The following is a 21,022-nucleotide window of genomic DNA, read 5'->3' as shown; positions in this document are numbered from 1 at the left end:
GGGCAATCGCCTCGCCGTGTTGCAGTTACGAATCCAGCTGGGCGACGACCATGGAGTCGATCGGCGAAGCCCCGAGGGTCGCCGTGGTGATCAGCAGCGTGGCAACCGCAACACTGACAGTCGCGACGATAATCACGAGCGGGCGGAGTTGTTTGGAAACGGCCTTGTCCTGGCTGGCACTTGAAGCGTTCATTGTATTTGTCCCTATTCCGGCGATGTGGTGTTATTCACCACCAAACTTGCTTGTTTTTTACATCCGTTCGTATCGCTGGGATGTCACCGTCGGAACAGCAGTCCGAAACCTATGAAACAAATGCCGTGGGATCCGCTTGGTTCCATAGCCGGAACCACACAAAAAAAGCGGCCCCGAAGGGCCACGTCGATAGTTGCAATTGTATAAGAACTCTATTCGGCAGCCGCCACAGCCGCATCCGGATAGACTTCCTTCATGTAGTCGTTCATCAGCATTTCGCTGATCTTGCCCGGCGTGAAGGACCACTTGCCGCCGATTTCAGAGACTGGCGTGACTTCCGCGGCGGAGCCGGTCAGGAAGCATTCCGAGAATGTCGACAACTCTTCCGGCATGATAGCTCGCTCTATGACTTCCAGGCCGCGGCGCTTGGCAAGCTCGATCACCGTCTGGCGGGTGATGCCGTTGAGGAAGCAATCCGGATCCGGCGTATGGATCGCGCCATCCTTGACGAAGAACACGTTGGCGCCGGTAGCCTCGGCAACGCGGCCGCGATAATCCAGCATCATTGCATCTGCATAGCCCTTGGCTTCCGCAGCATGCTTGGAGATCGTGCAGATCATGTAGAGGCCGGCAGCCTTTGCCTTGGAGGGTGCGGTCATCGGATCGGGACGACGGTATTCGGCCAGATCGAGCTTGATGCCCTTGAGCTTTTCGGCCGGGTTGAAGTAGCTGCCCCACTGCCAGATGGCGATGGCGACATTGATGCGATTGGCCTGAGCCGAAACACCCATCATTTCCGAGCCGCGCCAGGCGATCGGCCGGACATAGGCGTCGGTAAAGCCCTGGCGCTTGAGAAGCTCGATCGTGGCGGCATCCAGTTCGGCCACGCTGTAGGGCACCTTGAAGCCCATCAGCTCGGCCGAATCATGCAGGCGCTGGTTATGCTCGGTGAGCTTGAACACCTGGCCGCCATAGGCGCGCTCGCCTTCGAAGACCGCGCTCGCATAGTGCAGGCCGTGCGTAAGCACGTGGACCTTAGCGTCCTTCCACGGCACGAACTCGCCATTCATCCATATGAAACCGTCTAGCTGGTCAAAAGGAACTGCCATGGTGTAACCTCCGCGACGAAAACGTCTGTCATTGAATTATTTGAATCGTTCATCCGGCTCTGTCCAGAAAATTCGAGCATCGGGACGATTGAATGGAAGTTTGAAAGCCGCTCCGCATCGCCTCTTTTGGAACGATCGCTTCAGCAGAGGTTTTTCTACTTTCAAATTCGTTTTGAGGCTAACAGGGGCTGGAATTTATGTCAATAAAGCTGACATATCTTGGCGGTGAGATCGCCGACCGCTGAAGGAAGTGAATGTGGCAGCCAGCCTGGAGAGCAAATTGAAGCAAGACGATGTGGTACGAACGCGCATGACCGGCGACGGCGAGATCGATCTCGAAATCATCGAACTGCTGTTCTTTGCCTATCGCGATTTCATCTCCGACCCGGACGCGATCCTTGCCAAGATCGGCTTCGGCCGCGCCCATCATCGCGTCGTGCATTTCGTCAACCGCGAACCCGGCATGACCGTGGCCGATCTCCTCGATACGCTCAACATCACCAAGCAATCGCTGGCCCGCGTGCTGAAGCAATTGATCGACAGCGGTTATATCACCCAGCTCGAAGGGCCGGACGACCGGCGGCAGCGGCGGCTCTATCCCACGCAGGCGGGCCGCGAGCTGGCGCTCGATCTGGCAAGACCGCAATCGCGCCGCATTGAAAATGCATTTGGTGGGGATCAGGCAGCAATGCGAGGCGATGTCGTCCGGTTTCTGAACGGCATGCGTGACTTGGGAGTCAAGGAAGGCTCGGGAGTCAAAGGAGATGGGGGAGGCAAGGAATGAGTGAAGAAAACATGCTGCAGGATGACGCGCCGCATCTGCTGATCGTCGACGACGACCGGCGTATCCGCGAACTGCTGCAGAAATTCCTGACGGGCAAGGGTTTTCGCGTCACCGTCGCAGCGGACTCGGCCGAGGCCCGCCGCAAGCTCGAAGGCCTCGATTTCGATCTTCTCGTGCTCGATGTGATGATGCCGGGCGAAAACGGCATCGCGCTGACCAATTCGCTGCGTGAGATCCGCAGCATCCCGGTGATCCTGCTGACGGCGCTGGCCGAAGCCGAGTCGCGTATTGCCGGCCTGGAAGCCGGCGCCGACGATTATCTTGCCAAGCCCTTCGACCCGCGCGAACTGGTGCTTCGGATCACCAATATCCTCAAGCGCGCCATCAATCCGCTGAAACCCAAGATCGATCAATTGATCTTCGGCCCCTTCACCTTTTCGCTCGTCAAGCGCGAGCTGCGCCGCGGCTCCAGCCTCATTCCGTTGACCGGTCGCGAGCAAGAGATCATGATGATCTTTGCCGCCAATGCCGGCCAGACGATCGCACGGCATGAACTCGCCGGCAACGGCGCCGATGTCGGCGAGCGGACGATCGACGTGCAGATCAACCGCCTTCGCCGAAAGATAGAAGACGATCCCGGCAATCCGATCTGGCTACAGACGGTGCGCGGCATCGGCTACAAACTGTGTCTGGACCAAAACGGATGACAGATGTCGAGGCAGGTCCGCAAAGCGAACTGGAGCAGCGCGCCCGCCCCCGTGAGAGAACACTCGACCGCGTCCTGCGACGCAACCTGCCGCGGGGCCTGTTCGTTCGTTCGTTGCTGATCATCATCATCCCGATGGTTATCCTGCAATGCGTGGTCGCCGCGGTATTCATGGAGCGGCACTGGCAGATGGTGACGACGCGCCTGTCAGCGGCAGTGACCCGCGATATCGCCTCCGTGATCGATCTCCTGGGTACATCACCGCAAGTGGTCGGCGACAATGAAATCATCCGCATTGCCCAGGAGCGCATGGGCCTCGAAACCAAGATCATGGCCGGCCATACCCTGCCGCCGCCGACTCCAATCCCGCTATTCTCGATTCTCGACCGCACGCTCTCCGAACAGATCCGTAAGCAGATCAACAGGCCGTTCTGGATCAACACGTCAGCAGATGAAAAGACCGTGGAGATTCGCGTCAGGCTGGACAATGACCGCATCCTGAGTGTCATTACCCGACGTGATCGCGCCTATGCCTCCAACACCCAGATCTTCATCTTCTGGATGGTGGGCGCTTCCCTGTTCCTGCTGTTCATCTCCATTCTCTTCCTGCGCGGCCAGATCCGCCCGATCGAACTTCTGACGCGCGCTGCCGAGAACTTTGGCAAGGGACAGAAACCGACCGAACCGTTCGTGCCGCGCGGCGCAGACGAAGTGAGGCGCGCCGGCTATGCCTTCTTGCAGATGCGCGAGCGCATCGAGCGGCAGATCGAACAGCGCACCATGATGCTGAGCGGCGTCAGCCACGATCTCAGAACCATTCTCACCCGCTTCCGACTGCAGCTGGCCATCGCCGAGGACGTCAAGGATCTGGAAAGCTTGAACCGCGATATCGACGACATGAACTCCATGCTCGACGGTTACCTGCAGTTCGCGCGCGGCGAAACTGAAGAGCAGCACGGCGAACTAGACCTCACCAAACTGCTGGCGCAGCTTGCAGAAAGCGTCCAACTGCACGGCAAGGCCGTTACGACATCAATCGAAGGCAACCCGGTCGTTGTCGTTCGCCCCAACGGCTTTACACGCCTGCTGATGAACCTCGTCGCCAATGCCTGGCGCCACGGCGAAACGATCAGCATCGACGCGCGCAATTCCGGCCGCTTCCTGACGATCTGCGTCGATGACGACGGCCCCGGCATTCCCGAAGCGATGCGCGAGGAAGTCTTCAAACCCTTCTTCCGCCTGGATGAAGCCCGCAATATCGATGCCTCCGGCACCGGCCTCGGCCTTGCCATTTCCCGCGACATCGCCCGCAGCCACGGCGGCAACGTCACCCTGTCGCAAAGCCCGCTCGGCGGCTTGAGAGCGACGGTGCGCGTGCCGGTGTAGCCGCCTGTACGCTTGACGTCATCCGTCTTTTTGCTATGATTGCCCATGATACAAAGCTACGCGGACAAATCGACCGAACGCTTTGCCGCCGGCGAGTTCATCCGGCAATTTCAGGGATTCGCGACGCAAGCTTACAAGCGCCTGGAAATACTTGATGCCGCCACGAGTTTGACCGACTTGGGACGCCTGCCGAGCAATCGGTTGGAAGCACTAAGGGGTAAACGGGCCGGTCAGTACAGTATCCGCATCAACGAACAGTGGCGCATTTGCTTTCAATGGCCCGAAGGTGCACCCGGTCCCTCGAATGTCGAAATTATCGACTATCATTAGGAACAACTAAATGACCCGTCCTGCAATCCATCCCGGTGAAATCCTGCGCGACGAATTGCAGGAAATCGGCATCTCGCTCGCCGAACTAGCGCGTCAGTTGGACGTACCGCCAAATCGCATCAGCCAGATTGTCAGCGGCCACCGCAATATTTCAGGCGACACCGCTTTGCGGCTGGGGCACTGGTTTGGAATGTCCGCACAATTCTGGCTCAATCTTCAAAGCGCCTATGATCTGCGCATTGCCGCCGACAAGGCAGGAGATGACATTTCAAAATTGCCGCAACGGGTGGCGTAGCCTAAAGCGCGTCGCGATCCTCCAGATTCGTTTGTCGCGCTTTAGCTCTTTGTTTTGACGCATGTTTTGAGCGCAAAACCGCTGCACACTTTTGCGCAACATGCTTTGGCTCACCGATTATAAATCTCGCATGGCACCAGTTCGAAAAACTTGCGCTTGAGATTGAACTTGTGCAGCGCCTCGATGCGGCGAGGATAACGCGCCCGCATATCGTCGAGCGGCTTTAGAAGTGCCCCGTCTCGTCGCCAGCGGCGATCGAGGATCTCGATGATCCGCCGGTTGGGCCATGGCTTGTTGACGATCGACATCAGCGCGCCGAATGCCTGTTCTTCAAGACCTGGGCCGGCAGTATGCGCGATCATCGCATAGGCAAACGCGGTCGAACGCGAAATCCCGGCATGGCAATGCACGAGAATTCGCGTGTTTCGAGTTTCGATCGCCGGCCGCACCGTTTCAAACAGGCTCTCGACGACGTCGGGAAAGTGGCTGGTTTCCTCGGGATTTTCCTGGTCTCGCAGGCGCGCGACGATGTGTTCGGCGCTGCGGATCACCGGCACGTGCTCGTCCGCGAGCGCCGGATCGAGGAGCGAAATCACATGTGTAGCGCGCCAGTTCGTGGCTACCTCGGCCGCACGCGGCAGGCAGGACACACGAAAGCGCTCGTGAATAGCGTTGAGCGTCATCGCCCCGTTCCCCTCAAATCATTCAATGCCGGAATCGTAATCCCGTATTTCGGAAAAATTGAGTCAGACCAGCTTTCGACCATTCGGAATTTTCAAGCCGGGCGCGGCCAATACGATCGCCCCATTTTCGTCTTCGAAGCCAAGCGTCAGCACCTCGGAGCGAAAGGGCCCGATCTGCCGCGGCGGAAAATTGACGACACCGAACACCTGCCGGCCGACCATCGTTCCCGGCGTGTAGTGGACGGTGATCTGCGCCGAGGATTTCTTGAGACCGATCTCGTCACCGAAATCGATGACCAGCTTGATGGCTGGCTTGCGGGCCTCCGGAAAAGGACTGGCCTCGACCACGGTGCCGACACGGATATCGACGCGCTCGAAATCGTCATAGGTGATCTGCTCGGACATCAAGATAAACCTTTAACCAGCAAGTTCCTGGGCGCGGTCGCGCGCGGCCTTGATCGCTGCATCGAAGAGCGGCTGCATGCCATCTTCCGCCATCAGCTTTTCGAGTGCCGCCGCCGTGGTGCCGCCGGGCGAGGTCACGTTGCGGCGCAATTCGGCCGGTACGCCGGGCGACTGGTGAAGCAGTTCACCAGCGCCCGACACCGTAGCCCGTGCGAGCCGCATGGCGAGGTCCGCCGGCAGGCCGAGTTTGCGACCTGCCTCTGCCATGCACTCGACGAGATAGAACACATATGCAGGACCCGACCCCGAAACGGCCGTGACCGCATCGATCAGCGCTTCGCTATCGACCCATTCCACCGGGCCCGACACTTTGAGAAGGGCATCGACCAGCTCGCGTTGTGCGGCGCTGACCTTGCCATTGGCAAATGCACCGGTCACGCCTCGGCCGATCATCGCCGGCGTGTTGGGCATGGCGCGAACCATAGCTGTTTCGCCGAGATGGGTTTCCAGGAATGCGAGCGTCTTGCCGGCCGCGATCGACACGACGATGGTCTCGGGACCGATCAGATGGCGATAGGCCGGCAGCACATCGGCCATGACCTGCGGCTTGACCGCGACGAAAATAACCGCTGCCGTCACGCCTTGCGGCGCCTCAGCGACGAACTGCATGCCGCTACCGTCAAACCTGGCTTTGATGGCTTCAGGAGGATTTGGATCTGCGCCTATGATCGAGGCGCCGGCGATACCGCTCTTGAGCCAGCCGAGGGCCATCGCCCCGCCCATGTTACCAACACCGATCAGAACAATCGGACCGTTGAGGGCTAAGCTCATGCTTCCCCCACTGTCTCGAACATCACGGCGCCGACGGCGGACTGGGCATCCATGCCCGACCAGACGACGAACTGGAATGCCTGATAATAGGCTTCGCAAGCTTCGAGCGCCGACGACAACATCATCTCAACCTGGCGGCCGGTGGGCTCAAGCCCGCCCGAAAGCAGCAGCGAATGGCGGAAGATCACGATATCGGCATTCTGCCAGACATCAAAATGACCCATCAGCACTTCGCCGTTGACATGGCTGACGAGCCGGATGACCTCGTTCATGCGCGCATCCGGAACCTTCAGATCGAAGGCACAGGACAGATGCAGCGCCTCGAACTCTTCCATCCACGAGAAGGAGATCTGGTAGTCAGCCCATTTGCCCTCGACGACCATCGAGATCTCGTCGTCGGCCGGGCGTTCGAATGTCCAGTCATTGCTGTCTGCGACGAATTCGATCGTGTCCACCGGGTGGGACTGACGCTCGGCTTTGAAGTCAAAAAGGCTCATGCAGCACCTGAGTATGAGGAATCCCTGCACGTCGTGCCAATCGTTACACTGGCACGACCGGCGGGGACCGGAAATTACTGGAATGATCCGCGAACCGATTAGGGCACTATATCTTGTCTAGCCTGCCCGGAACTTGCGTCGTCCGCTTCGAATCATCTTGTAAAATCAGTGTATAACGACGGATTCCGGAAACCAGTCCTCATGGTTGAAAATTTATGAACGAGCCCTCGGGAAGCTCTGAGAAATAGATTCAAGAGAAAAAGTTAAATGACTCACGAACAACGGTTTTTCGGCCATTTCCACAGGCCGAAAACTTTCTTGTATGAGCGCCTTTCGGGCTGTGGATAAGCACAACCCGGCGCAGGATCGCGGCAATTATTTGCCCGATTTCGCTGCGAGTTTGGCTTCGAGCTCGGCGATGCGTGCCGAAAGCGCATCATTTTCCTCGCGCGCCTTCACCGCCATCTCGCGAATGGCTTCGAATTCCTCGCGCTTGACGATGTCCATGCTGTTGAGCCAGCGCTCGGCCTGCGCCTTGAAAGCCGTCTCGACTTCCTTGCCCACGCCCTGCACCGCTCCAGCCGCGTCGGTCATCAGCTTGGCGAAATCGTCGAGAATGCGATTGGGTCCAGTGGTCATTCCGTGTCTCCAGGATTTTGGTTCTTCATGGTTTTGACGTAGGATTTGGGCTCGATCGTTGCAAGGAAAAAGCCACGCGGTGCGACGCTTTTTAGCCATAGCCGCATTGCAAAAGGCTGTTCGGCACAAAATATCATGCTATTGCACGCCCACAAATGCCCCTCGGGAGACGATCTTGACCGAAGCCCTCCAAGTCCTTGCCATCATGCCCTTTCCCAAGATCGGCGCGGAGGCGTTCCACATCGGCCCCGTCTCAATCAAATGGTACGGCATATCCTATGTCGTCAGCATCCTGATCGGCTGGCTCTATGCGCGCAAGATCCTGTCCACGCCGCGCCTGTGGCGTAACGACAAGCCAGCCATGACGCTGACCGACATCGACGACTTCGTGTTCTGGGCGGCCATCGGCATCGTGCTTGGCGGCCGCATTGGCTATATCCTGTTCTACGATTTCGCCAACATCATCGCCAATCCGATCAGCGCCTTCGAGATCTGGAATGGCGGCATGTCCTTCCACGGCGGCATCACCGGCACGACCATCGCCATGATCCTGTTTGCCAAGAAGCGCGGGCTTAGCGTCTGGTCGCTGTTTGATGTCATCGCCACCGTGTGCGTCACCGGCCTGTTCCTCGTGCGCATCGCCAATTTCATTAATGGCGAATTGTGGGGCAAGGTCACCGACCTGCCCTGGGCCGTAATCTTTCCGGGCCAGGAGCCTTTCGCCCGTCATCCCAGCCAGCTCTATGAAGCTGGTCTCGAAGGCTTAGTCACCGGCCTGATCCTCGCCTGGCTCGTATTCTTCCGTGGTGGACTAAAGACCCCGGGCTTCGTGGCCGGTGCCTTTGTCAGCCTCTACGCCTTGTCGCGCATTTCAGTCGAATTCGTGCGCCAACCGGACGCACAGCTTGGCTACCTCTTCGGCGGCTGGCTGACCATGGGCATGCTGCTGTCGATCCCCATGTTGCTGCTCGGCATCTGGGCGATGTTGCGGGCGAAGGCCGCCGCGGCGAAGCTTCCGGAAGCCGCATGACCACGCCGCTTGCCGAAAAGATCAAGGCGATCATCCGCCAGAATGGCCCGATCAGCGTCACCGATTATTTCGCGCTCTGCCTCGCTGACCCTGAGCACGGCTATTACAAGACCCGCGAGCCTTTCGGCAGCCGTGGCGATTTCATCACCGCGCCCGAAGTCAGCCAACTCTTCGGCGAAATGATCGGGATTTTCCTGGTGCATGCGTGGCAGAAGCACCTCATGCCCAAGGCGCCGATCCGCATCGTTGAAATCGGGCCGGGTCGCGGGACGATGATGGCCGACATGCTGCGGGTTATCAGACGACTCGCCCCGGACCTCTACGCCGTCGCGACAGTGCATATGGTCGAGACCAGCGACAAGCTGGCCAGCCTGCAGGCGAAGACGCTCTCCGAACACGCAGGCAAAGTCACCTGGCATCAAAGCTTCGAGGATGTGCCGGACGGTTTCCTGCTACTGGCCGCCAACGAATTCTTCGATGCAGTGCCGATCCGCCAATTCGTCAAGACATCCTCCGGGTTTCGCGAGCGGATGGTCGGGCTCGGCGAAGATGACACGTTGAGTTTCGCCGCCGGCTACGGTGGCGTCGATCCCTCGCTGCTGCCCGAGGGCTATGCCAGCCAGCCTCCCGGCACGATCGTTGAGATCGCCCCCGCCCGCACAGCCATCATGCAGGCGATCTCCGATCGCCTGTTTGCCAGCGGCGGCACCGCGCTGTTTATCGACTACGGCCATGTCGAATCCGGCTTTGGCGATACGCTGCAAGCGGTACTCGATCATCGCTTCGATCCGCCGCTTGCCCATCCCGGCATTGCCGATCTCACCAGCCATGTCGATTTTTCGGTACTTGCCCAGGTGGCCCGGGCTCGCGCGCTGCATGTCAACGGAATGATGGATCAGGGCACGTTCCTGCTGGCGCTCGGGATTGCCGAGCGTGCCGGCATTCTCGGCCGCGACAAGAATGCCGACACGCAGGAGGAAATTCGCGCTGCGGTCACAAGACTGGTGGGTGCGGGCGAAGGGGAAATGGGCGAACTTTTCAAGGTGCTGGCCGTTTCGAGCCCGCAAATCGCATTGCAGCCGTTCGAGGCCTGACGGTTGACACCGGCAAACATCCTCTGCCAACAATGTCGCAATTGGCGGTCGCAATGATCGGGTTTTTTCGTCTATATCTTCGAATCATGAATGACAAAGGCGTCGATCCAAGATGAACGCGGCTTCAAAATCCAGCCTGTCGCCTGTCCAGAGTCCGCTGCTTGAGAGCATCGGCGGCGGCATTGCTCACGGTTACTTCGGTCGCGGCGGAGGCGTGTCGGATGGGCTCTATCGCGGCCTGAATGTCGGCCTTGGTTCCAACGATATTGCTGAAAACATCCACGAAAATCGTGCCCGTGTCGCCGGCTGGTTCGGCCGGCCACTGGAAAACCTTGCGACACTCTACCAGGTCCATTCGCCCGACGTCGTGCATGTCACCGACAATCGCGGCGGCGATCGTCCCGAAGCCGATGGGCAGGTGACCGCGACGCCCGGCGTGGTGCTGGGAGTCCTGGCCGCCGATTGCGGCCCAGTGCTGTTCGCCGATGCCGATGCCGGCGTGATCGGCGCGGCGCATGCCGGTTGGAAAGGCGCCTTCGACGGCGTGCTCGAAAACACCATAGTTGCGATGATCGGACTCGGCGCGAAACGCGAGCGGATCAAGGCAAGCCTCGGTCCTTCCATCTCGCAACGCAGCTATGAAGTCGGCCCGGAATTCGTTACGCGCTTTGTCGAGCGCAATCCGGAATGGCAGCGCTTTTTCATAGCCTCGGAGAAGCCCGGCCATAGCATGTTCGACCTGCCCGGCCTGACCGTCAGCCGCCTTCGCGCCGCTGGCGTCGAAGCCGAGAACCTCGATATCTGCACCTATGCCGATGAGGAGAACTATTTCTCCTATCGCCGCACCACGCATCGCCAGGAGCCGGATTACGGCCGGCAGATTTCCGCTATAATGATCAGGTCGTAGGGAGACATCACCATGGCGCTTCATTTTTCGAAGGACGAATTTGCGTCCCGCATGGAACTCCTGAAAGTACGGATGAAGGAGGAGAAACTCGATGCGCTGCTGCTCTTTGCGCAAGAGAGCATGTACTGGCTGACCGGCTACGACACCTTCGGCTACTGCTTCTTCCAGACGCTGGTGGTTAAGGCCGATGGCCAGATGGTCTTGTTGACCCGCTCTGCCGACCTTCGCCAGGCGCGCCATACGTCGATCATCGAAGATATCCGCGTCTGGGTGGATCGCACCAATTCCGATCCTGCAGCCGACCTCAAGAACATGCTGATGGATCTCGACCTCCTGGGCAGCCGCATCGGCATCGAATACGATACCCATGGCCTGACCGGCAAGAACCAGCGGCTTCTCGACAATCAGCTCGTGAGCTTCGGCACGCTGGTCGATGCATCCTATATCGTCAGCCATCTCCGGCTGATCAAAAGTCCCGCCGAGATCGAATATGCCGAAAAGGCCGCCGCGCTTTCCGACGACGCCCTGGATGCAGCCTTGGCGTTGGTCAAGCCCGGCGCCAATGAAGCCGATATCCTCACGGCGATGCAAGGCGCCGTCTTCGCAGGTGGCGGCGACTATCCAGCCAACGAATTCATCCTCGGCTCGGGCGCCGATGCGCTGCTCTGCCGCTACAAGGCTGGCCGACGCAATCTCGATGCGGTGGACCAGCTGACGATCGAATGGGCCGGCGTCTACGCCCACTATCATGCCCCGATGATGCGCACCATCATTGTTGGTCAACCGACTGAGCATCAGCGCATGCTCTATGCCGCGTCTCGCGATGCGATCGAGGCCATCGAGCAGGTGCTGATCCCGGGCAACACATTCGGCACCGTCTTCGACACGCATGCCCGGATCATGGACGAACGCGGCCTCGCCCGCCATCGGCTCAATGCCTGCGGCTATTCGGTGGGCGCACGCTTCTCGCCGTCCTGGATGGAGCACCAGATGTTCCATGCGGGCAATCCGGAACAGATCCTGCCCGGCATGACGCTGTTCGTGCATATGATCATCATGGATTCCGACACCGGCACGGCGATGACGCTCGGCCAGACCTACCTGACAACGTCGGGTGCGGTCAAAAGCCTGACGCGTCACAGTCTCGACCTGATTTCCGTCTGAAATTCGCCAATTGACAGGAATACCCAGCGGCGCTCATAAATCCGCGGCGGATGCGAACGGAATCGGAGGGAATCATGTGCAGACAACGGTTTGCTTTTGCGGCCCTGTGTCTCCTTTCCCTGCTTGCCGGCTGCAACACACCCGACGCGCTGACGCCGCAAGTCGATGTCCCAAATGCCAAGAATGACACGCAGCAGAACGTCGTCACCAACAGCCAGCCGGTCCGCGACGACACCGCAGACAATTCAACGCAGGCGGTGAACGACGCGGCCAACACGACTTACGCGCCACAGAACACGTTGGAGGCGCAAGCGCAGGCACTGGAGAGCGGCCAGCCCAACCCGTCGCTCACCAAAGAGGAGAACACCTCCCTCGGTGCCAACCTCTACAAGAGCGACAGTGCTGCCAAGCCGATCAGCAGCATCTATGCGTCGAATACGGCCAAAGGCTCGATCCGCTTCCTGCCGATCATCGGCGCGCCGGTCACCGCGGTCACGCCTCTCTCACGGGAACTCGGCAATTCCGCCCGCTCTAACGGCCTAACGATCAAGGCATCCGGCGACGCAACGTCGGAACACGTGTTGAAAGGTTATCTCTCCGCCTTTAGCGACGGCAAGCAGGTGACGGTCGTCTATGTCTGGGACGTTCTCGACAATTCCGGCGCAAGGCTGCATCGCATCCAAGGACAGGAGAGCGTGCCCGGCAAATCCGGGGACGCATGGACGGCGGTGCCACCCGAGGTCATGCAGCAGATCGGCGTCAACACCATCGCCGAATACATGAAGTGGAAGGGTGCGCAGGGCTAGGTCACCTGAGAGAATTCAGGCGGCCCAAATAGTACTTATGCGATCTAAATCGTATTTATGCGGCCTGCGGAAACACCATCGACTGGTGCGCACCGACACCGGCCATGGCGCCATCCCCCACAGCGATCGACACCGAACCCGCTCCTCGTGCTGCGTCACCGCAGGCGAACACGCCCGGCACCGACGTCCGCATGAAGCCCGAAGTCTCGATGTACTGACCGAGCGGCCCCTCGACGAACTTGCAGCCGAGTTGCTCGGCGAGCGGACTGGCCATGCTGGTGAGCGAGGCCGTAAACATACCGTCAAAGCTCAGTTGGCGGCCATCGGCCAATGCGACATCCGCATTCCCCGAGACAACCAGCACCGGCTGTGTCTCAACTTCAACGCCTCTTTCCGCAAGCGCCGTCGCCTGCTCGGCATCAGGCTCGAATATACCATTGGTCAGCAGTGTCGTCTCGCCCCATTCGGCAATCAGCATCGCCTGGTGAATTGACATAGGCCCGACGCCGAGCACGCCGATACGCCCCCGGCCGATCTCGTAGCCATGGCAATAGGGGCAATGGAAGACCGACCTGCCCCAACGCTCACGCAGGCCGGGCACCTCGGGCAGCGTATCGGTAACGCCAGTGGCCAGCACCAGCCGCGCCGCCTCAATTTCGCCGCCATTGGCAAGCGTCACGGCAAAGCCGGCATCGGTTGCACGCGCGGAAATCGCTGTATCCTCGACGATCCGTACGGTGGGATAGGCAAGCAGCTGGCGCCGCGCATCGGCGATGATATCTGCCGGTGCGCGACCATCCTGCCCAAGAAAACCATGTGAGGCACTAGCAAACCGGTTGCGCCGCTGGCCGGCATCCACGACCAGCACGTTGCGACGGGCGCGGGCGATCTGTGTCGCTGCGGCAAGGCCGGCAAAGCTGCCGCCCACGACAATGGCATCAATGTTCATGGTGAGATACTCCACTCTTGTAGGCCTGAAAGCGTTGGTGAAAATCGGCCGAAAGCTCAGCCAGCGTGATGCTGCCGAGGCGCCCGATGAGCATGGCCTCTGCATCGCGGAAAGCGCCGTCTAGCGCTGCATTCACAGACTGTTCGACTAGGCAGCCAGGACTTTCGGTGCGGTTGCCGAGCGCGAAGAATTCCGGCGAGCCGAGCGCCTCGTAGATGTCCCTGAGGGTCACCTTTTTCAGATCGGCTGATATCTGCCAGCCACCACCGTGACCCTTTGTCGATTGCACGATGCCCTGCTCGCGCAAGCCCGCCATGATCCGCCGTATCACCACGGGATTGGTCTGCATGTGCGTGGCAAGCACTTCCGAAGTCATCGGCTTGCCGTGTTCGGCCATGTGAAGGACGACGTGCAAGACGCCGGAAAGTCTGCTGTCTCTTTTCATGTAACTTTAAATGATACATGAAATCGACAATGTCAATCCCGCATGGCAGAAGAAGGCCAGGCCGGCGATCCTGGTTTGGAGGCGAAATGTGCACCCCCTTAACAATGTCCTAATCTTGCCAATGTGCTGAAATAGACGTGCAACCAGGGGAGTAGATGTCTTTATGGAGCTTCACACACGTGACGGAAATTACAGTCAAGAACGAAACCGATTCCGGCGCCGCCGTCATAGAAATACGGGGATTTAGCACCAACGATACGCGCTTCCGGCTCTACGACATCTCAGCCGATAAATACCTCACCAAGCGCGGCTGGACGAAGACTCCGTCGGCGCTGCCAGCCGAAGCCGTGCTCGGCGACGACATGATCACCATCCAACTCGATGCCGAGCTCACCCGCAAGATCTCGTCCCGCGCCAGCCTGTCACTCGAGCAGCCCGGATCGGATTTCCGGCAGGTCTTTCTCTGGCCCGAATCCGGCGTCCCGGCCGCGCCCATCGTGACACCGTCCGTCGATGAGCCGATTCCGGTGGAGGCAGCGCTTGCCGATCTTGGCTCGGTCGCACCGGGTCTTGCGGCCGGGACGGCGGCGGTCGAGCCGGAGCCCCTAGCCGCGACGAAACCGGTCGCGGAGATCCCTGCAAAGCAATCTGAAAGACGCGATACACGATCCCCGGCAACGACTAGGCTGCTTGTTGACGACCAGCTACATCAGACCTGGTTGCCGACAGCAATTGCCGCAGCGCTCTTCCTCGTGCTCGGGTTCGGCATCGCCTACTACCTCCTCGACTCCGGGAGCGACGCGCAGATCAAGCAGGTCACGCAGTCGGCGACGGCGGCGCGCGCCAAGGACCAAGCGGATTTTGCCAAGAAACTCGCTGATGTGGAGGCCGCTTCCAAAGATACCGCTGCCAAGATCGCCGAAGCCGGTACCAAGACCGCTGACCTCGCGGCAGCCCGCGATGCGGCGCTGAAAGACGTCGTCGACAAGGACAACAAGGTCCGGAACCTGCAGACCAAGCTCGATGCCGCGACGACCGAGATCGAATCCTTCAAGGCCACCGGCCAGAAGATCGATGCGCGTGTAGCCGAGCTTACCACGCAGGCACAGACGCTGGCAGCTGATCGCGATGCCGCTTTCAAAACGATCGCCGACAAAGATGCCGCACTGAAGGATCTCCAAGCCAAGCTCAACGCTGCCAATTCCGAAATCGACGCGATCAGGAGCCAGGCCGGCACGGTCCAAGCACAGCAATCCGCGCTAACCGAGAAAACGTCGACGCTGGCTGCAGCGCTCGACAGGGCCAAGGCTGACCTCGCCGACCGCGAAAAGACCCTGCGCGACGTCCAATCCAAGCTCGAAGTAGCCAATGTGCAGATAGACGCGCTGAAAACCATGGCCGGCAAGAATTCCGAAGCCAGCCTCGAAAAGTCGGCGTTGGAAGACAAGATCGCGCAGCTGACCGCTGATCTCGACGCCTCGACCAAGTCGGCGAGCGCAAGCACGACCAAGCTCGCGGAGGTTAACCAGAAGCTCGCCGCCACCGAGACCAAGCTGGCCGCCGCCACCTCCCAGCCCGACAGCAACCAGCAGGCCGCAGCCGACGCTCCGCCTGACGAGACCACCTCACAACTCCAGGAAGAGCGCGATCTCTATGCCAAGGAACTCAAGACCCTGACGGACAATTTCGCCGCCCTGAAGAGCCAGAAGGCGGAGCTTGAGAAACAGCTCGCCTCGCGCACTGAAAAAGCGAGCGCGCTGGCCAAGACAGATGAAACTCCGGAAGCGGCCAATGTCACTCTATGGGGTGCAACGGCCATCGACATGAGCGGAGCCATCTACGCTGTCAACAACCAGGCAAGCAAGAAGGCTGCCCAGAGCGGCGCAGCGGCCAAATGCCGTAGTCAGTCCGACTTTGGCTGCCAGGCGCTGACGTCGTTCCAGAACAGCTGCATCAGCGTCGCCCGCTTCGAAGGTGAAGGCCCTGCGGCTGACAACTACGCCTTTTCGGTACACCCGAACTGGAAGCGCTCGGCCGCCGAAGCATTGGGTCGTTGCGAGCGGATGGGACAGAAGTGCACCGTGCGCTTCACCTCCTGCTCGCCAGACAGCCTGTCGAAGTAGGGATGCGCGGGCTGTGAGAATTCAATGACCTCTCACAGCCGCTTCAGCTCTTTTTTCAGCACCTTCCCCGCACCACTGCGGGGAAGCTTTTCGACCCGCACATAGTCCCGGGGGATCTTGTAGCGCGCGATCAGCCCAGCGCAATGCGCTGCCAGCGCCTCGGCCTCCACCTCGCAATCGGGCCGCAGCACGATGAAGGCTCGACCGACCTCACCCCATTTCTCGTCGGCCACGCCGATCACCGCAGCCTCGAGAATGGCGGGATGTTCGACCAGCACAGTCTCGACCTCGACGGGATAGACGTTCTCGCCGCCGGAAATGAACATGTCCTTGCGGCGGTCGACGATGGTGATGAACCCGTCTTCGTCGCGGCAGGCAAGATCGCCGGTTTTCAGCCAGCCATCTGATGTAAATGCCCTCGCCGTCTCCTCAGGCCGCGCCCAATAGCCCGGAGTCACATTCGGCCCGGCAACAAGAATTTCGCCGACTTCGCCAGCGCCCGCATCGACGCCGTTTTCGTCCACGACCCGCATCGTCAGCCCCGGCGGCGGCAAGCCCGCCGATCCTGCCTTCTCTTCAATGCGCCTGATATCAAGTGGCATGCCGAGCAGCGTACCGGCTTCCGTCATCCCGTAGCCATCCACCATCCGCACGCCCTGCCCAAGCCACCAACGAATATTGGCGGGCGGGTTCGGAGCGCCGCCGGTGAACAACGCTTTCAGGTTTCGCCATTTGCTCGGCTCGAAATTCGCCGCACTGCGCAAGGCCTGCGCCATCTGCGGCACACAGAAATAGTGGGTGACGGCAAGCCGCTCGTCAGCCAGCCGCGCATTGGTTACTTGAGGGTCAAAGCCCGGGGAGATCAGCACCGTGCCACCCTGCAGCAATGGCGACTGGATTGAGGTGATCAGGCCGATGATGTGGAACATCGGTGTGTCGCAGAGAAAGATGCTGTTGTGCGAAACCTGCCCCAGCACACCGAAATTCACTGCGGTCGCAAACACGTTGCGGCCGGTGATCAGCACGCCCTTGGGCCGCCCCGACGTGCCCGATGTGTAGAGAAGGATGATTGGAGCATCCACCGGCGGCAAGGGTGCCACGGGCGCAGCCGCCGCGTTGGCCACAGCATCCCGAAACTCGCCCACCGAAAGCATCGCGCAACCACGCGGCAATGTCATTCCAGCCGCATCCTCGTCCGCAACCAGCAGGCTGGGCGCGCAGTCGGCGAGGATATCCGCTTGCTCCGGCCGCGACAGGCGCCAGTTGACCGGCACAAAGATCGCGCCCGACCGCATCGCCGCCTGTTGCAGGATCAGCAGATCGGCGCTGTTGCGAGCAATCACCGCGACCCGCTGGCCGGGTTCGATGCCAAGACCCACCAAAACAGCGACTGCGCGCTGGATCGCGTCGTTGAGTTGGCGATAGGTCCATTCCCGGTCGGTGGCGAGATCGACGCAAGCGAGCTTTTCCGGCTGCGCCTGCGCGTGCAGCGCCACGGGATCGGGTGTTCTCCACTCCGGCATTCCCATCCTCCCAAAATATCAACCTCGACCGGCGCGTCTCCTCCGCGCCGATGTCCTCAGCCCTTCTTCGACTTGTCGTAGGCGCCGAGGCCGGGTTTGTAGCTTTTCTCGTCGATGAACTGGCGGATGCCTTCCTTGCGCCCGCCATCATCGTGGAAATTCGCCGCCTCCTGCGCTCGCACCAGATAATCCTCGGCATTGTCGTAGGTCATCTCGGCAACCCGGCGGATGGCGTCCTTGGTGGCCTTCAGCGCCACCGGATTCTTGGTCAGCAGCACCTTGGCGATCTCGGTGACCCGCTCCCTGAGCCGGTCGAGCGGCACGCTCTCGTTGACGAGCTTCCAGGCCGCGGCCTTCTTGCCATCGATCAATTCGCCAGTCAGCGCATGATACATCGCGTCGCGCATCGACAAGAGATCGACGACCACCTTGGTTGCGCCGCCGCCCGGCAGGATGCCCCAGTTGATTTCCGAGAGCGCAAACTGCGCTTCATCGGCCGCAACCGCGAGGTCGCAGGCGAACAGCGGGCCGTAGCCACCGCCAAAACACCAGCCGTTGACCATGGCAATGGTCGGCTTCTGATACCAGCGCAGCCGCCGCCACCAGCCATAGGATTCACGCTGCGCCTGCCGCACCGCGCCCTGCCCCCTGGCTTCGGTCTCGCGAAAATACTCCTTGAGATCCATGCCCGCCGACCAGGCCGCGCCCTCGCCCGACAACACCAGCACGCCGACATCGGCGCGGAACTCCAGCGCATCGAGCACCTCCATCATCTGGCGGTTGAGGTCGGGATTCATCGCATTGCGCTTGTCGGGCCGGTTGAACCGCACCCAGGCAATGCCATCGACCACGTCATAAGCCACGGGGCCATCGCTGTTGCTCATCGAAACTCCTCCCATGCGGATGCAGAAACCCGGATGAAATTCCGGTCGCATCCATGCTAGTCCTCACCAACCGCTTTCCATGCGGCGCTCATATTGCTATATTACATAGCAATATTGAATTTGCAAGAGCCCGACTGGACGCCCGACCGATGAGCCCGACAATGAGCAATGACAGGCCCGAGAAACTCGATGACCTCATCGGCTACAACATGCGCCGCGCCTCGGCTTTCATGCTGGGCGATTTCGGAGATATGTTTGCCGACACCGTGCTGCGCCCGACCAGCTTCAGCGTCGCCTGCGTGATCGACGAACAGCCCGGCATCACCTCGGCGGAAATCTGCCGTATCCTCGGCCTGCAGCGCGCCAATATCGTCACGCTGCTGGCCGAACTGGAAAGCCTCGCCGCCATCCGCCGCGTCGATGACGACGAGGATCGCCGGATCCAGCGCCTCTATCTCAGCGACAACGGCAAGGCGGGTCTCGGAAAATGGCGCGATATGGCACGGCAACATGAGGACCGCGTCCTCAAGCGGTTGACGAACGAAGAACGCACTGAGCTACTCGACATGCTCCGCCGGGTGTGGCGAAACGGCGAGGAATAGACCGGGCGGAGATCGCTCCCCGCCCGACAATGTTCAGCCGGCGTTCTTGCCGCCGTCGGCGCTGTAGATCTGGCCCGTCACGAAGGATGCCTTGTCCGAGGCGAGGAAGACGATGACATTGGCAAGCTCCTCGGGTCGGCCGACGCGTTTCATCGGGATGGCGGAGGCAAGGTCAGCCTTGGCCTCATCGTTGCCGGTAAAACGATTGAGCATGTCCGTCTCGATTGCGCCCGGAGCGACGGCATTGACGCGGATACCGCTCTCGGCAACTTCCACCGCGGTGGCTTTCGTCAACCCTTCAACCGCATGCTTGCTGGCCGTGTAGATCGAAGTATGGGCAAAACCGCGATGACCCAGCAGCGACGATATGTTGACGATACTGCCCCGGCCTGCCGGCGCCATGGCCTTGAGTTCATGCTTCATGCTCAGCACCATACCGACCACATTGGTATCGAATGTGGCGGCGACGCTTTCGGCGGTCTGGTCGGTGACGGGTCCGATCTGCCCTTCGGTGCCTGCATTGTTGACGGCGACATCGAGCCGGCCGAAGCGCTCGACGGTCTTATCGACGAGTTGCTTGACTTCGTCCTCGTAGCGGACGTCGGCCTTGATGAATTCCGCCTCGCCACCTAGCCCGCGCAGTTCCTCGGCAAGCGCATGGCCGGCTTCTTCGCGGCGGCCGGACACGACAACCTTGGCGCCCTCACGGGCGAAGGCGAATGCTGCGGCGCGGCCGATACCCGTGAGCGCGCCAGTAATCAGGACAACTTGTTCGGTCATATTCAAATCTCCATTTCGACGCTCTCAAGCCCCTGGCCGGCGCCGTGGATATCAAATACGGACGTACATCTTGCTTTTCAAGAAAAAATACGTACGTACATATTTATCTTTCTCAGCCTTGACGTGGACATTATGGACGGCCATATTTCGCGGATGTCCCGAGTCTCAAATCGCGAGAGAATCCTCTGCGCCGGATTGCAGGTCGTGCATGAGCACGGTTTCGCCAGCGCCAGCGTGCGCGACATCGTGCAGGCCGCTGGCGTGCCGCAGGGCTCGTTCACAAATCACTTCGTCTCGAAGGAGGCCTTTGGCCTCGAGGTCATCGATCTCTACTACGAAAGCTCTCGCGAGCTATTCGCCGACACGTTGCTGAACGACGCCAGGTCACCGCTGGAACGCTTGGAAGCCTTTATCGATGCCGGCAAGGACAAGCTCAATGAAACGAGCATGCGCAATGGCTGTCTGCTCGGCAATTTCACCGCAGAGACGGTGTCCGACAACGAATTGATCCGCGATAAGCTGCTCCATATTTTCGAGGAGATCGAAGCCGCTCTTGCCTATTGTCTGCGCGCCGCGGTTCAGGCTGGTGAGGTGCCTGCGGATCTCGACGTCGAGGAAACGGCCGCCTTCATCGTTCAATCGATGCAGGGTGCCAATCTTCTTTCGAAGGCCTATCGCGACGCCGCACCGGTCGAGCGTTTCAAGAAAAACCTTTTCGGCAAGATCCTGAAATAGGCGTTCTTCCGGCCGGCTTTTCGCTGCATTGCGGCATTTCCTCAGCACGACCATTAGGCATGTGCGGAAATGCCAACTAGGAAAACCGTTAAAACCCCTTGCATTCACGCCAAAGCCCGCTA

At 60.1% G+C, this 21,022-nt stretch carries 25 protein-coding genes; 13 read left to right on the top strand and 12 right to left on the bottom strand.

Translation table 11 applies throughout. The annotated features are described in order from the left end of the window. Window positions 1-25: 25 nt before the first annotated feature. Together ACXHRN_RS05650 and ACXHRN_RS05645 are read right to left on the bottom strand one after the other, a co-directional pair. Window positions 26-193: a hypothetical protein gene (locus ACXHRN_RS05650; RefSeq protein WP_488640362.1), complete on the bottom strand. Its 168-nt coding sequence runs from the start codon at window positions 191-193 to the stop codon at window positions 26-28. Window positions 194-405: 212 nt separating this feature from the next. Further along, window positions 406-1,302, bottom strand: a complete 897-nt coding sequence (locus ACXHRN_RS05645; protein WP_488640361.1) for a branched-chain amino acid aminotransferase — start codon at window positions 1,300-1,302, stop codon at window positions 406-408. Window positions 1,303-1,612: 310 nt separating this feature from the next. Between ACXHRN_RS05645 and ACXHRN_RS05640 the strand changes: the two genes are divergently transcribed. The 5 genes from ACXHRN_RS05640 to ACXHRN_RS05620 are packed head-to-tail and all read left to right on the top strand — an operon-like array spanning window position 1,613 to window position 4,803. Further along, window positions 1,613-2,086: a MarR family winged helix-turn-helix transcriptional regulator gene (locus ACXHRN_RS05640; protein ID WP_488641837.1), complete on the top strand. Its 474-nt coding sequence runs from the start codon at window positions 1,613-1,615 to the stop codon at window positions 2,084-2,086. Beyond that, window positions 2,083-2,793, top strand: a complete 711-nt coding sequence (locus ACXHRN_RS05635) for a response regulator (protein WP_488640360.1) — start codon at window positions 2,083-2,085, stop codon at window positions 2,791-2,793. Before ACXHRN_RS05640 ends, ACXHRN_RS05635 begins: the two co-directional genes overlap by 4 nt. Further along, a complete protein-coding gene (locus ACXHRN_RS05630; RefSeq protein WP_488640359.1) occupies window positions 2,790-4,178 on the top strand; it encodes an ATP-binding protein in 1,389 nt (462 codons plus the stop codon). Before ACXHRN_RS05635 ends, ACXHRN_RS05630 begins: the two co-directional genes overlap by 4 nt. 45 nt (window positions 4,179-4,223) lie before the next feature. Continuing rightward, on the top strand, window positions 4,224-4,508 hold the full coding sequence (locus ACXHRN_RS05625; RefSeq protein ID WP_488640358.1) for a type II toxin-antitoxin system RelE/ParE family toxin: 285 nt from the start codon (window positions 4,224-4,226) through the stop codon (window positions 4,506-4,508). 10 nt (window positions 4,509-4,518) lie between these two features. After that, window positions 4,519-4,803: a HigA family addiction module antitoxin gene (locus ACXHRN_RS05620; RefSeq protein ID WP_488640357.1), complete on the top strand. Its 285-nt coding sequence runs from the start codon at window positions 4,519-4,521 to the stop codon at window positions 4,801-4,803. Window positions 4,804-4,913: 110 nt separating this feature from the next. Here the strand turns inward: ACXHRN_RS05620 and ACXHRN_RS05615 are convergent, their stop codons facing one another. The 5 genes from ACXHRN_RS05615 to ACXHRN_RS05595 all read right to left on the bottom strand — a co-directional run bounded on the left by ACXHRN_RS05615 (window position 4,914) and on the right by ACXHRN_RS05595 (window position 7,858). Continuing rightward, a complete protein-coding gene (locus tag ACXHRN_RS05615; RefSeq protein ID WP_488640356.1) occupies window positions 4,914-5,486 on the bottom strand; it encodes a protein-tyrosine phosphatase family protein in 573 nt (190 codons plus the stop codon). Window positions 5,487-5,549: 63 nt separating this feature from the next. Continuing rightward, window positions 5,550-5,891, bottom strand: a complete 342-nt coding sequence (locus ACXHRN_RS05610) for a tRNA-binding protein (protein WP_488640355.1) — start codon at window positions 5,889-5,891, stop codon at window positions 5,550-5,552. A 12-nt stretch (window positions 5,892-5,903) separates the two neighbouring features. Beyond that, window positions 5,904-6,722: a pyrroline-5-carboxylate reductase gene (proC, locus tag ACXHRN_RS05605; RefSeq protein ID WP_488640354.1), complete on the bottom strand. Its 819-nt coding sequence runs from the start codon at window positions 6,720-6,722 to the stop codon at window positions 5,904-5,906. Next, entirely contained in the window at window positions 6,719-7,219 is a 501-nt protein-coding gene (locus tag ACXHRN_RS05600; RefSeq protein ID WP_488640353.1) for a type III secretion system chaperone family protein, read from the bottom strand. The genes proC and ACXHRN_RS05600 overlap by 4 nt, the downstream gene beginning before the upstream one ends. A gap of 375 nt (window positions 7,220-7,594) precedes the next feature. After that, entirely contained in the window at window positions 7,595-7,858 is a 264-nt protein-coding gene (locus tag ACXHRN_RS05595; protein ID WP_488640352.1) for an accessory factor UbiK family protein, read from the bottom strand. A 175-nt stretch (window positions 7,859-8,033) separates the two neighbouring features. Between ACXHRN_RS05595 and lgt the strand changes: the two genes are divergently transcribed. The 5 genes from lgt to ACXHRN_RS05570 all read left to right on the top strand — a co-directional run bounded on the left by lgt (window position 8,034) and on the right by ACXHRN_RS05570 (window position 12,859). Further along, window positions 8,034-8,888, top strand: coding sequence for a prolipoprotein diacylglyceryl transferase (lgt, locus tag ACXHRN_RS05590; protein WP_488640351.1), 855 nt, complete (start codon window positions 8,034-8,036; stop codon window positions 8,886-8,888). Further along, window positions 8,885-9,982, top strand: a complete 1,098-nt coding sequence (locus tag ACXHRN_RS05585; RefSeq protein WP_488640350.1) for a class I SAM-dependent methyltransferase — start codon at window positions 8,885-8,887, stop codon at window positions 9,980-9,982. Before lgt ends, ACXHRN_RS05585 begins: the two co-directional genes overlap by 4 nt. Before the next feature lie 112 nt (window positions 9,983-10,094). Beyond that, on the top strand, window positions 10,095-10,889 hold the full coding sequence (pgeF, locus tag ACXHRN_RS05580) for a peptidoglycan editing factor PgeF (RefSeq protein ID WP_488640349.1): 795 nt from the start codon (window positions 10,095-10,097) through the stop codon (window positions 10,887-10,889). Between the two features lie 12 nt (window positions 10,890-10,901). Beyond that, window positions 10,902-12,053: a M24 family metallopeptidase gene (locus ACXHRN_RS05575; protein WP_488640348.1), complete on the top strand. Its 1,152-nt coding sequence runs from the start codon at window positions 10,902-10,904 to the stop codon at window positions 12,051-12,053. Window positions 12,054-12,127: 74 nt separating this feature from the next. After that, a complete protein-coding gene (locus ACXHRN_RS05570; protein ID WP_488640347.1) occupies window positions 12,128-12,859 on the top strand; it encodes a hypothetical protein in 732 nt (243 codons plus the stop codon). A 55-nt stretch (window positions 12,860-12,914) separates the two neighbouring features. Here the strand turns inward: ACXHRN_RS05570 and ACXHRN_RS05565 are convergent, their stop codons facing one another. Together ACXHRN_RS05565 and ACXHRN_RS05560 are read right to left on the bottom strand one after the other, a co-directional pair. Continuing rightward, window positions 12,915-13,808, bottom strand: a complete 894-nt coding sequence (locus ACXHRN_RS05565) for an NAD(P)/FAD-dependent oxidoreductase (RefSeq protein ID WP_488640346.1) — start codon at window positions 13,806-13,808, stop codon at window positions 12,915-12,917. Continuing rightward, window positions 13,798-14,253, bottom strand: coding sequence for an RrF2 family transcriptional regulator (locus ACXHRN_RS05560; RefSeq protein ID WP_488640345.1), 456 nt, complete (start codon window positions 14,251-14,253; stop codon window positions 13,798-13,800). The genes ACXHRN_RS05565 and ACXHRN_RS05560 overlap by 11 nt, the downstream gene beginning before the upstream one ends. A gap of 179 nt (window positions 14,254-14,432) precedes the next feature. On the opposite strand from ACXHRN_RS05560, the gene ACXHRN_RS05555 reads away from it, so the two are divergent. Next, a complete protein-coding gene (locus tag ACXHRN_RS05555) occupies window positions 14,433-16,376 on the top strand; it encodes a DUF4189 domain-containing protein (RefSeq protein WP_488640344.1) in 1,944 nt (647 codons plus the stop codon). A gap of 32 nt (window positions 16,377-16,408) precedes the next feature. On the opposite strand, the gene ACXHRN_RS05550 is transcribed toward ACXHRN_RS05555, so the two are convergent. Further along, the gene (locus ACXHRN_RS05550) at window positions 16,409-17,899 is read right to left on the bottom strand and encodes an AMP-binding protein (protein ID WP_488640343.1); all 1,491 of its coding nucleotides are present in this window, start codon (window positions 17,897-17,899) and stop codon (window positions 16,409-16,411) included. A gap of 56 nt (window positions 17,900-17,955) precedes the next feature. Next, on the bottom strand, window positions 17,956-18,783 hold the full coding sequence (locus ACXHRN_RS05545; protein WP_488640342.1) for a p-hydroxycinnamoyl CoA hydratase/lyase: 828 nt from the start codon (window positions 18,781-18,783) through the stop codon (window positions 17,956-17,958). Window positions 18,784-18,944: 161 nt separating this feature from the next. Between ACXHRN_RS05545 and ACXHRN_RS05540 the strand changes: the two genes are divergently transcribed. Beyond that, the gene (locus ACXHRN_RS05540) at window positions 18,945-19,385 is read left to right on the top strand and encodes a MarR family winged helix-turn-helix transcriptional regulator (protein ID WP_488640341.1); all 441 of its coding nucleotides are present in this window, start codon (window positions 18,945-18,947) and stop codon (window positions 19,383-19,385) included. Between the two features lie 33 nt (window positions 19,386-19,418). Here ACXHRN_RS05540 and ACXHRN_RS05535 read toward each other — a convergent pair whose 3' ends face one another. Then, window positions 19,419-20,123: an SDR family NAD(P)-dependent oxidoreductase gene (locus ACXHRN_RS05535; protein ID WP_488641836.1), complete on the bottom strand. Its 705-nt coding sequence runs from the start codon at window positions 20,121-20,123 to the stop codon at window positions 19,419-19,421. Here ACXHRN_RS05535 and ACXHRN_RS05530 point away from each other — a divergent pair. Continuing rightward, window positions 20,043-20,900: a TetR/AcrR family transcriptional regulator gene (locus ACXHRN_RS05530; RefSeq protein WP_488640340.1), complete on the top strand. Its 858-nt coding sequence runs from the start codon at window positions 20,043-20,045 to the stop codon at window positions 20,898-20,900. The two genes, ACXHRN_RS05535 and ACXHRN_RS05530, sit on opposite strands and share 81 nt — an antisense overlap. Window positions 20,901-21,022 lie beyond the last annotated feature (122 nt).

Source organism: Shinella sp. OV683 (assembly GCF_057787725.1).
The sequence above is the reverse complement of the archived record's forward strand: the minus strand, read 5'-3'. Positions and strand labels throughout refer to the sequence as shown.

Coding starts and splice junctions, on each gene's coding strand:
- pgeF (WP_488640349.1), top strand. CDS start 10,095: ATGAACGCGGCTTCAAAATCCAGCCTGTCGCCTGTCCAGAGTCCGCTG.
- ACXHRN_RS05585 (WP_488640350.1), top strand. CDS start 8,885: ATGACCACGCCGCTTGCCGAAAAGATCAAGGCGATCATCCGCCAGAAT.
- ACXHRN_RS05575 (WP_488640348.1), top strand. CDS start 10,902: ATGGCGCTTCATTTTTCGAAGGACGAATTTGCGTCCCGCATGGAACTC.
- ACXHRN_RS05570 (WP_488640347.1), top strand. CDS start 12,128: ATGTGCAGACAACGGTTTGCTTTTGCGGCCCTGTGTCTCCTTTCCCTG.
- ACXHRN_RS05630 (WP_488640359.1), top strand. CDS start 2,790: ATGACAGATGTCGAGGCAGGTCCGCAAAGCGAACTGGAGCAGCGCGCC.
- ACXHRN_RS05625 (WP_488640358.1), top strand. CDS start 4,224: ATGATACAAAGCTACGCGGACAAATCGACCGAACGCTTTGCCGCCGGC.
- ACXHRN_RS05610 (WP_488640355.1), bottom strand. CDS start 5,891: ATGTCCGAGCAGATCACCTATGACGATTTCGAGCGCGTCGATATCCGT.
- ACXHRN_RS05565 (WP_488640346.1), bottom strand. CDS start 13,808: ATGAACATTGATGCCATTGTCGTGGGCGGCAGCTTTGCCGGCCTTGCC.
- proC (WP_488640354.1), bottom strand. CDS start 6,722: ATGAGCTTAGCCCTCAACGGTCCGATTGTTCTGATCGGTGTTGGTAAC.
- ACXHRN_RS05540 (WP_488640341.1), top strand. CDS start 18,945: ATGAGCAATGACAGGCCCGAGAAACTCGATGACCTCATCGGCTACAAC.
- ACXHRN_RS05640 (WP_488641837.1), top strand. CDS start 1,613: ATGACCGGCGACGGCGAGATCGATCTCGAAATCATCGAACTGCTGTTC.
- ACXHRN_RS05635 (WP_488640360.1), top strand. CDS start 2,083: ATGAGTGAAGAAAACATGCTGCAGGATGACGCGCCGCATCTGCTGATC.
- ACXHRN_RS05595 (WP_488640352.1), bottom strand. CDS start 7,858: ATGACCACTGGACCCAATCGCATTCTCGACGATTTCGCCAAGCTGATG.
- ACXHRN_RS05560 (WP_488640345.1), bottom strand. CDS start 14,253: ATGAAAAGAGACAGCAGACTTTCCGGCGTCTTGCACGTCGTCCTTCAC.
- ACXHRN_RS05545 (WP_488640342.1), bottom strand. CDS start 18,783: ATGAGCAACAGCGATGGCCCCGTGGCTTATGACGTGGTCGATGGCATT.
- ACXHRN_RS05620 (WP_488640357.1), top strand. CDS start 4,519: ATGACCCGTCCTGCAATCCATCCCGGTGAAATCCTGCGCGACGAATTG.
- ACXHRN_RS05550 (WP_488640343.1), bottom strand. CDS start 17,899: ATGCCGGAGTGGAGAACACCCGATCCCGTGGCGCTGCACGCGCAGGCG.
- ACXHRN_RS05530 (WP_488640340.1), top strand. CDS start 20,043: ATGGCCGGCTTCTTCGCGGCGGCCGGACACGACAACCTTGGCGCCCTC.
- ACXHRN_RS05615 (WP_488640356.1), bottom strand. CDS start 5,486: ATGACGCTCAACGCTATTCACGAGCGCTTTCGTGTGTCCTGCCTGCCG.
- ACXHRN_RS05650 (WP_488640362.1), bottom strand. CDS start 193: ATGAACGCTTCAAGTGCCAGCCAGGACAAGGCCGTTTCCAAACAACTC.
- ACXHRN_RS05645 (WP_488640361.1), bottom strand. CDS start 1,302: ATGGCAGTTCCTTTTGACCAGCTAGACGGTTTCATATGGATGAATGGC.
- ACXHRN_RS05600 (WP_488640353.1), bottom strand. CDS start 7,219: ATGAGCCTTTTTGACTTCAAAGCCGAGCGTCAGTCCCACCCGGTGGAC.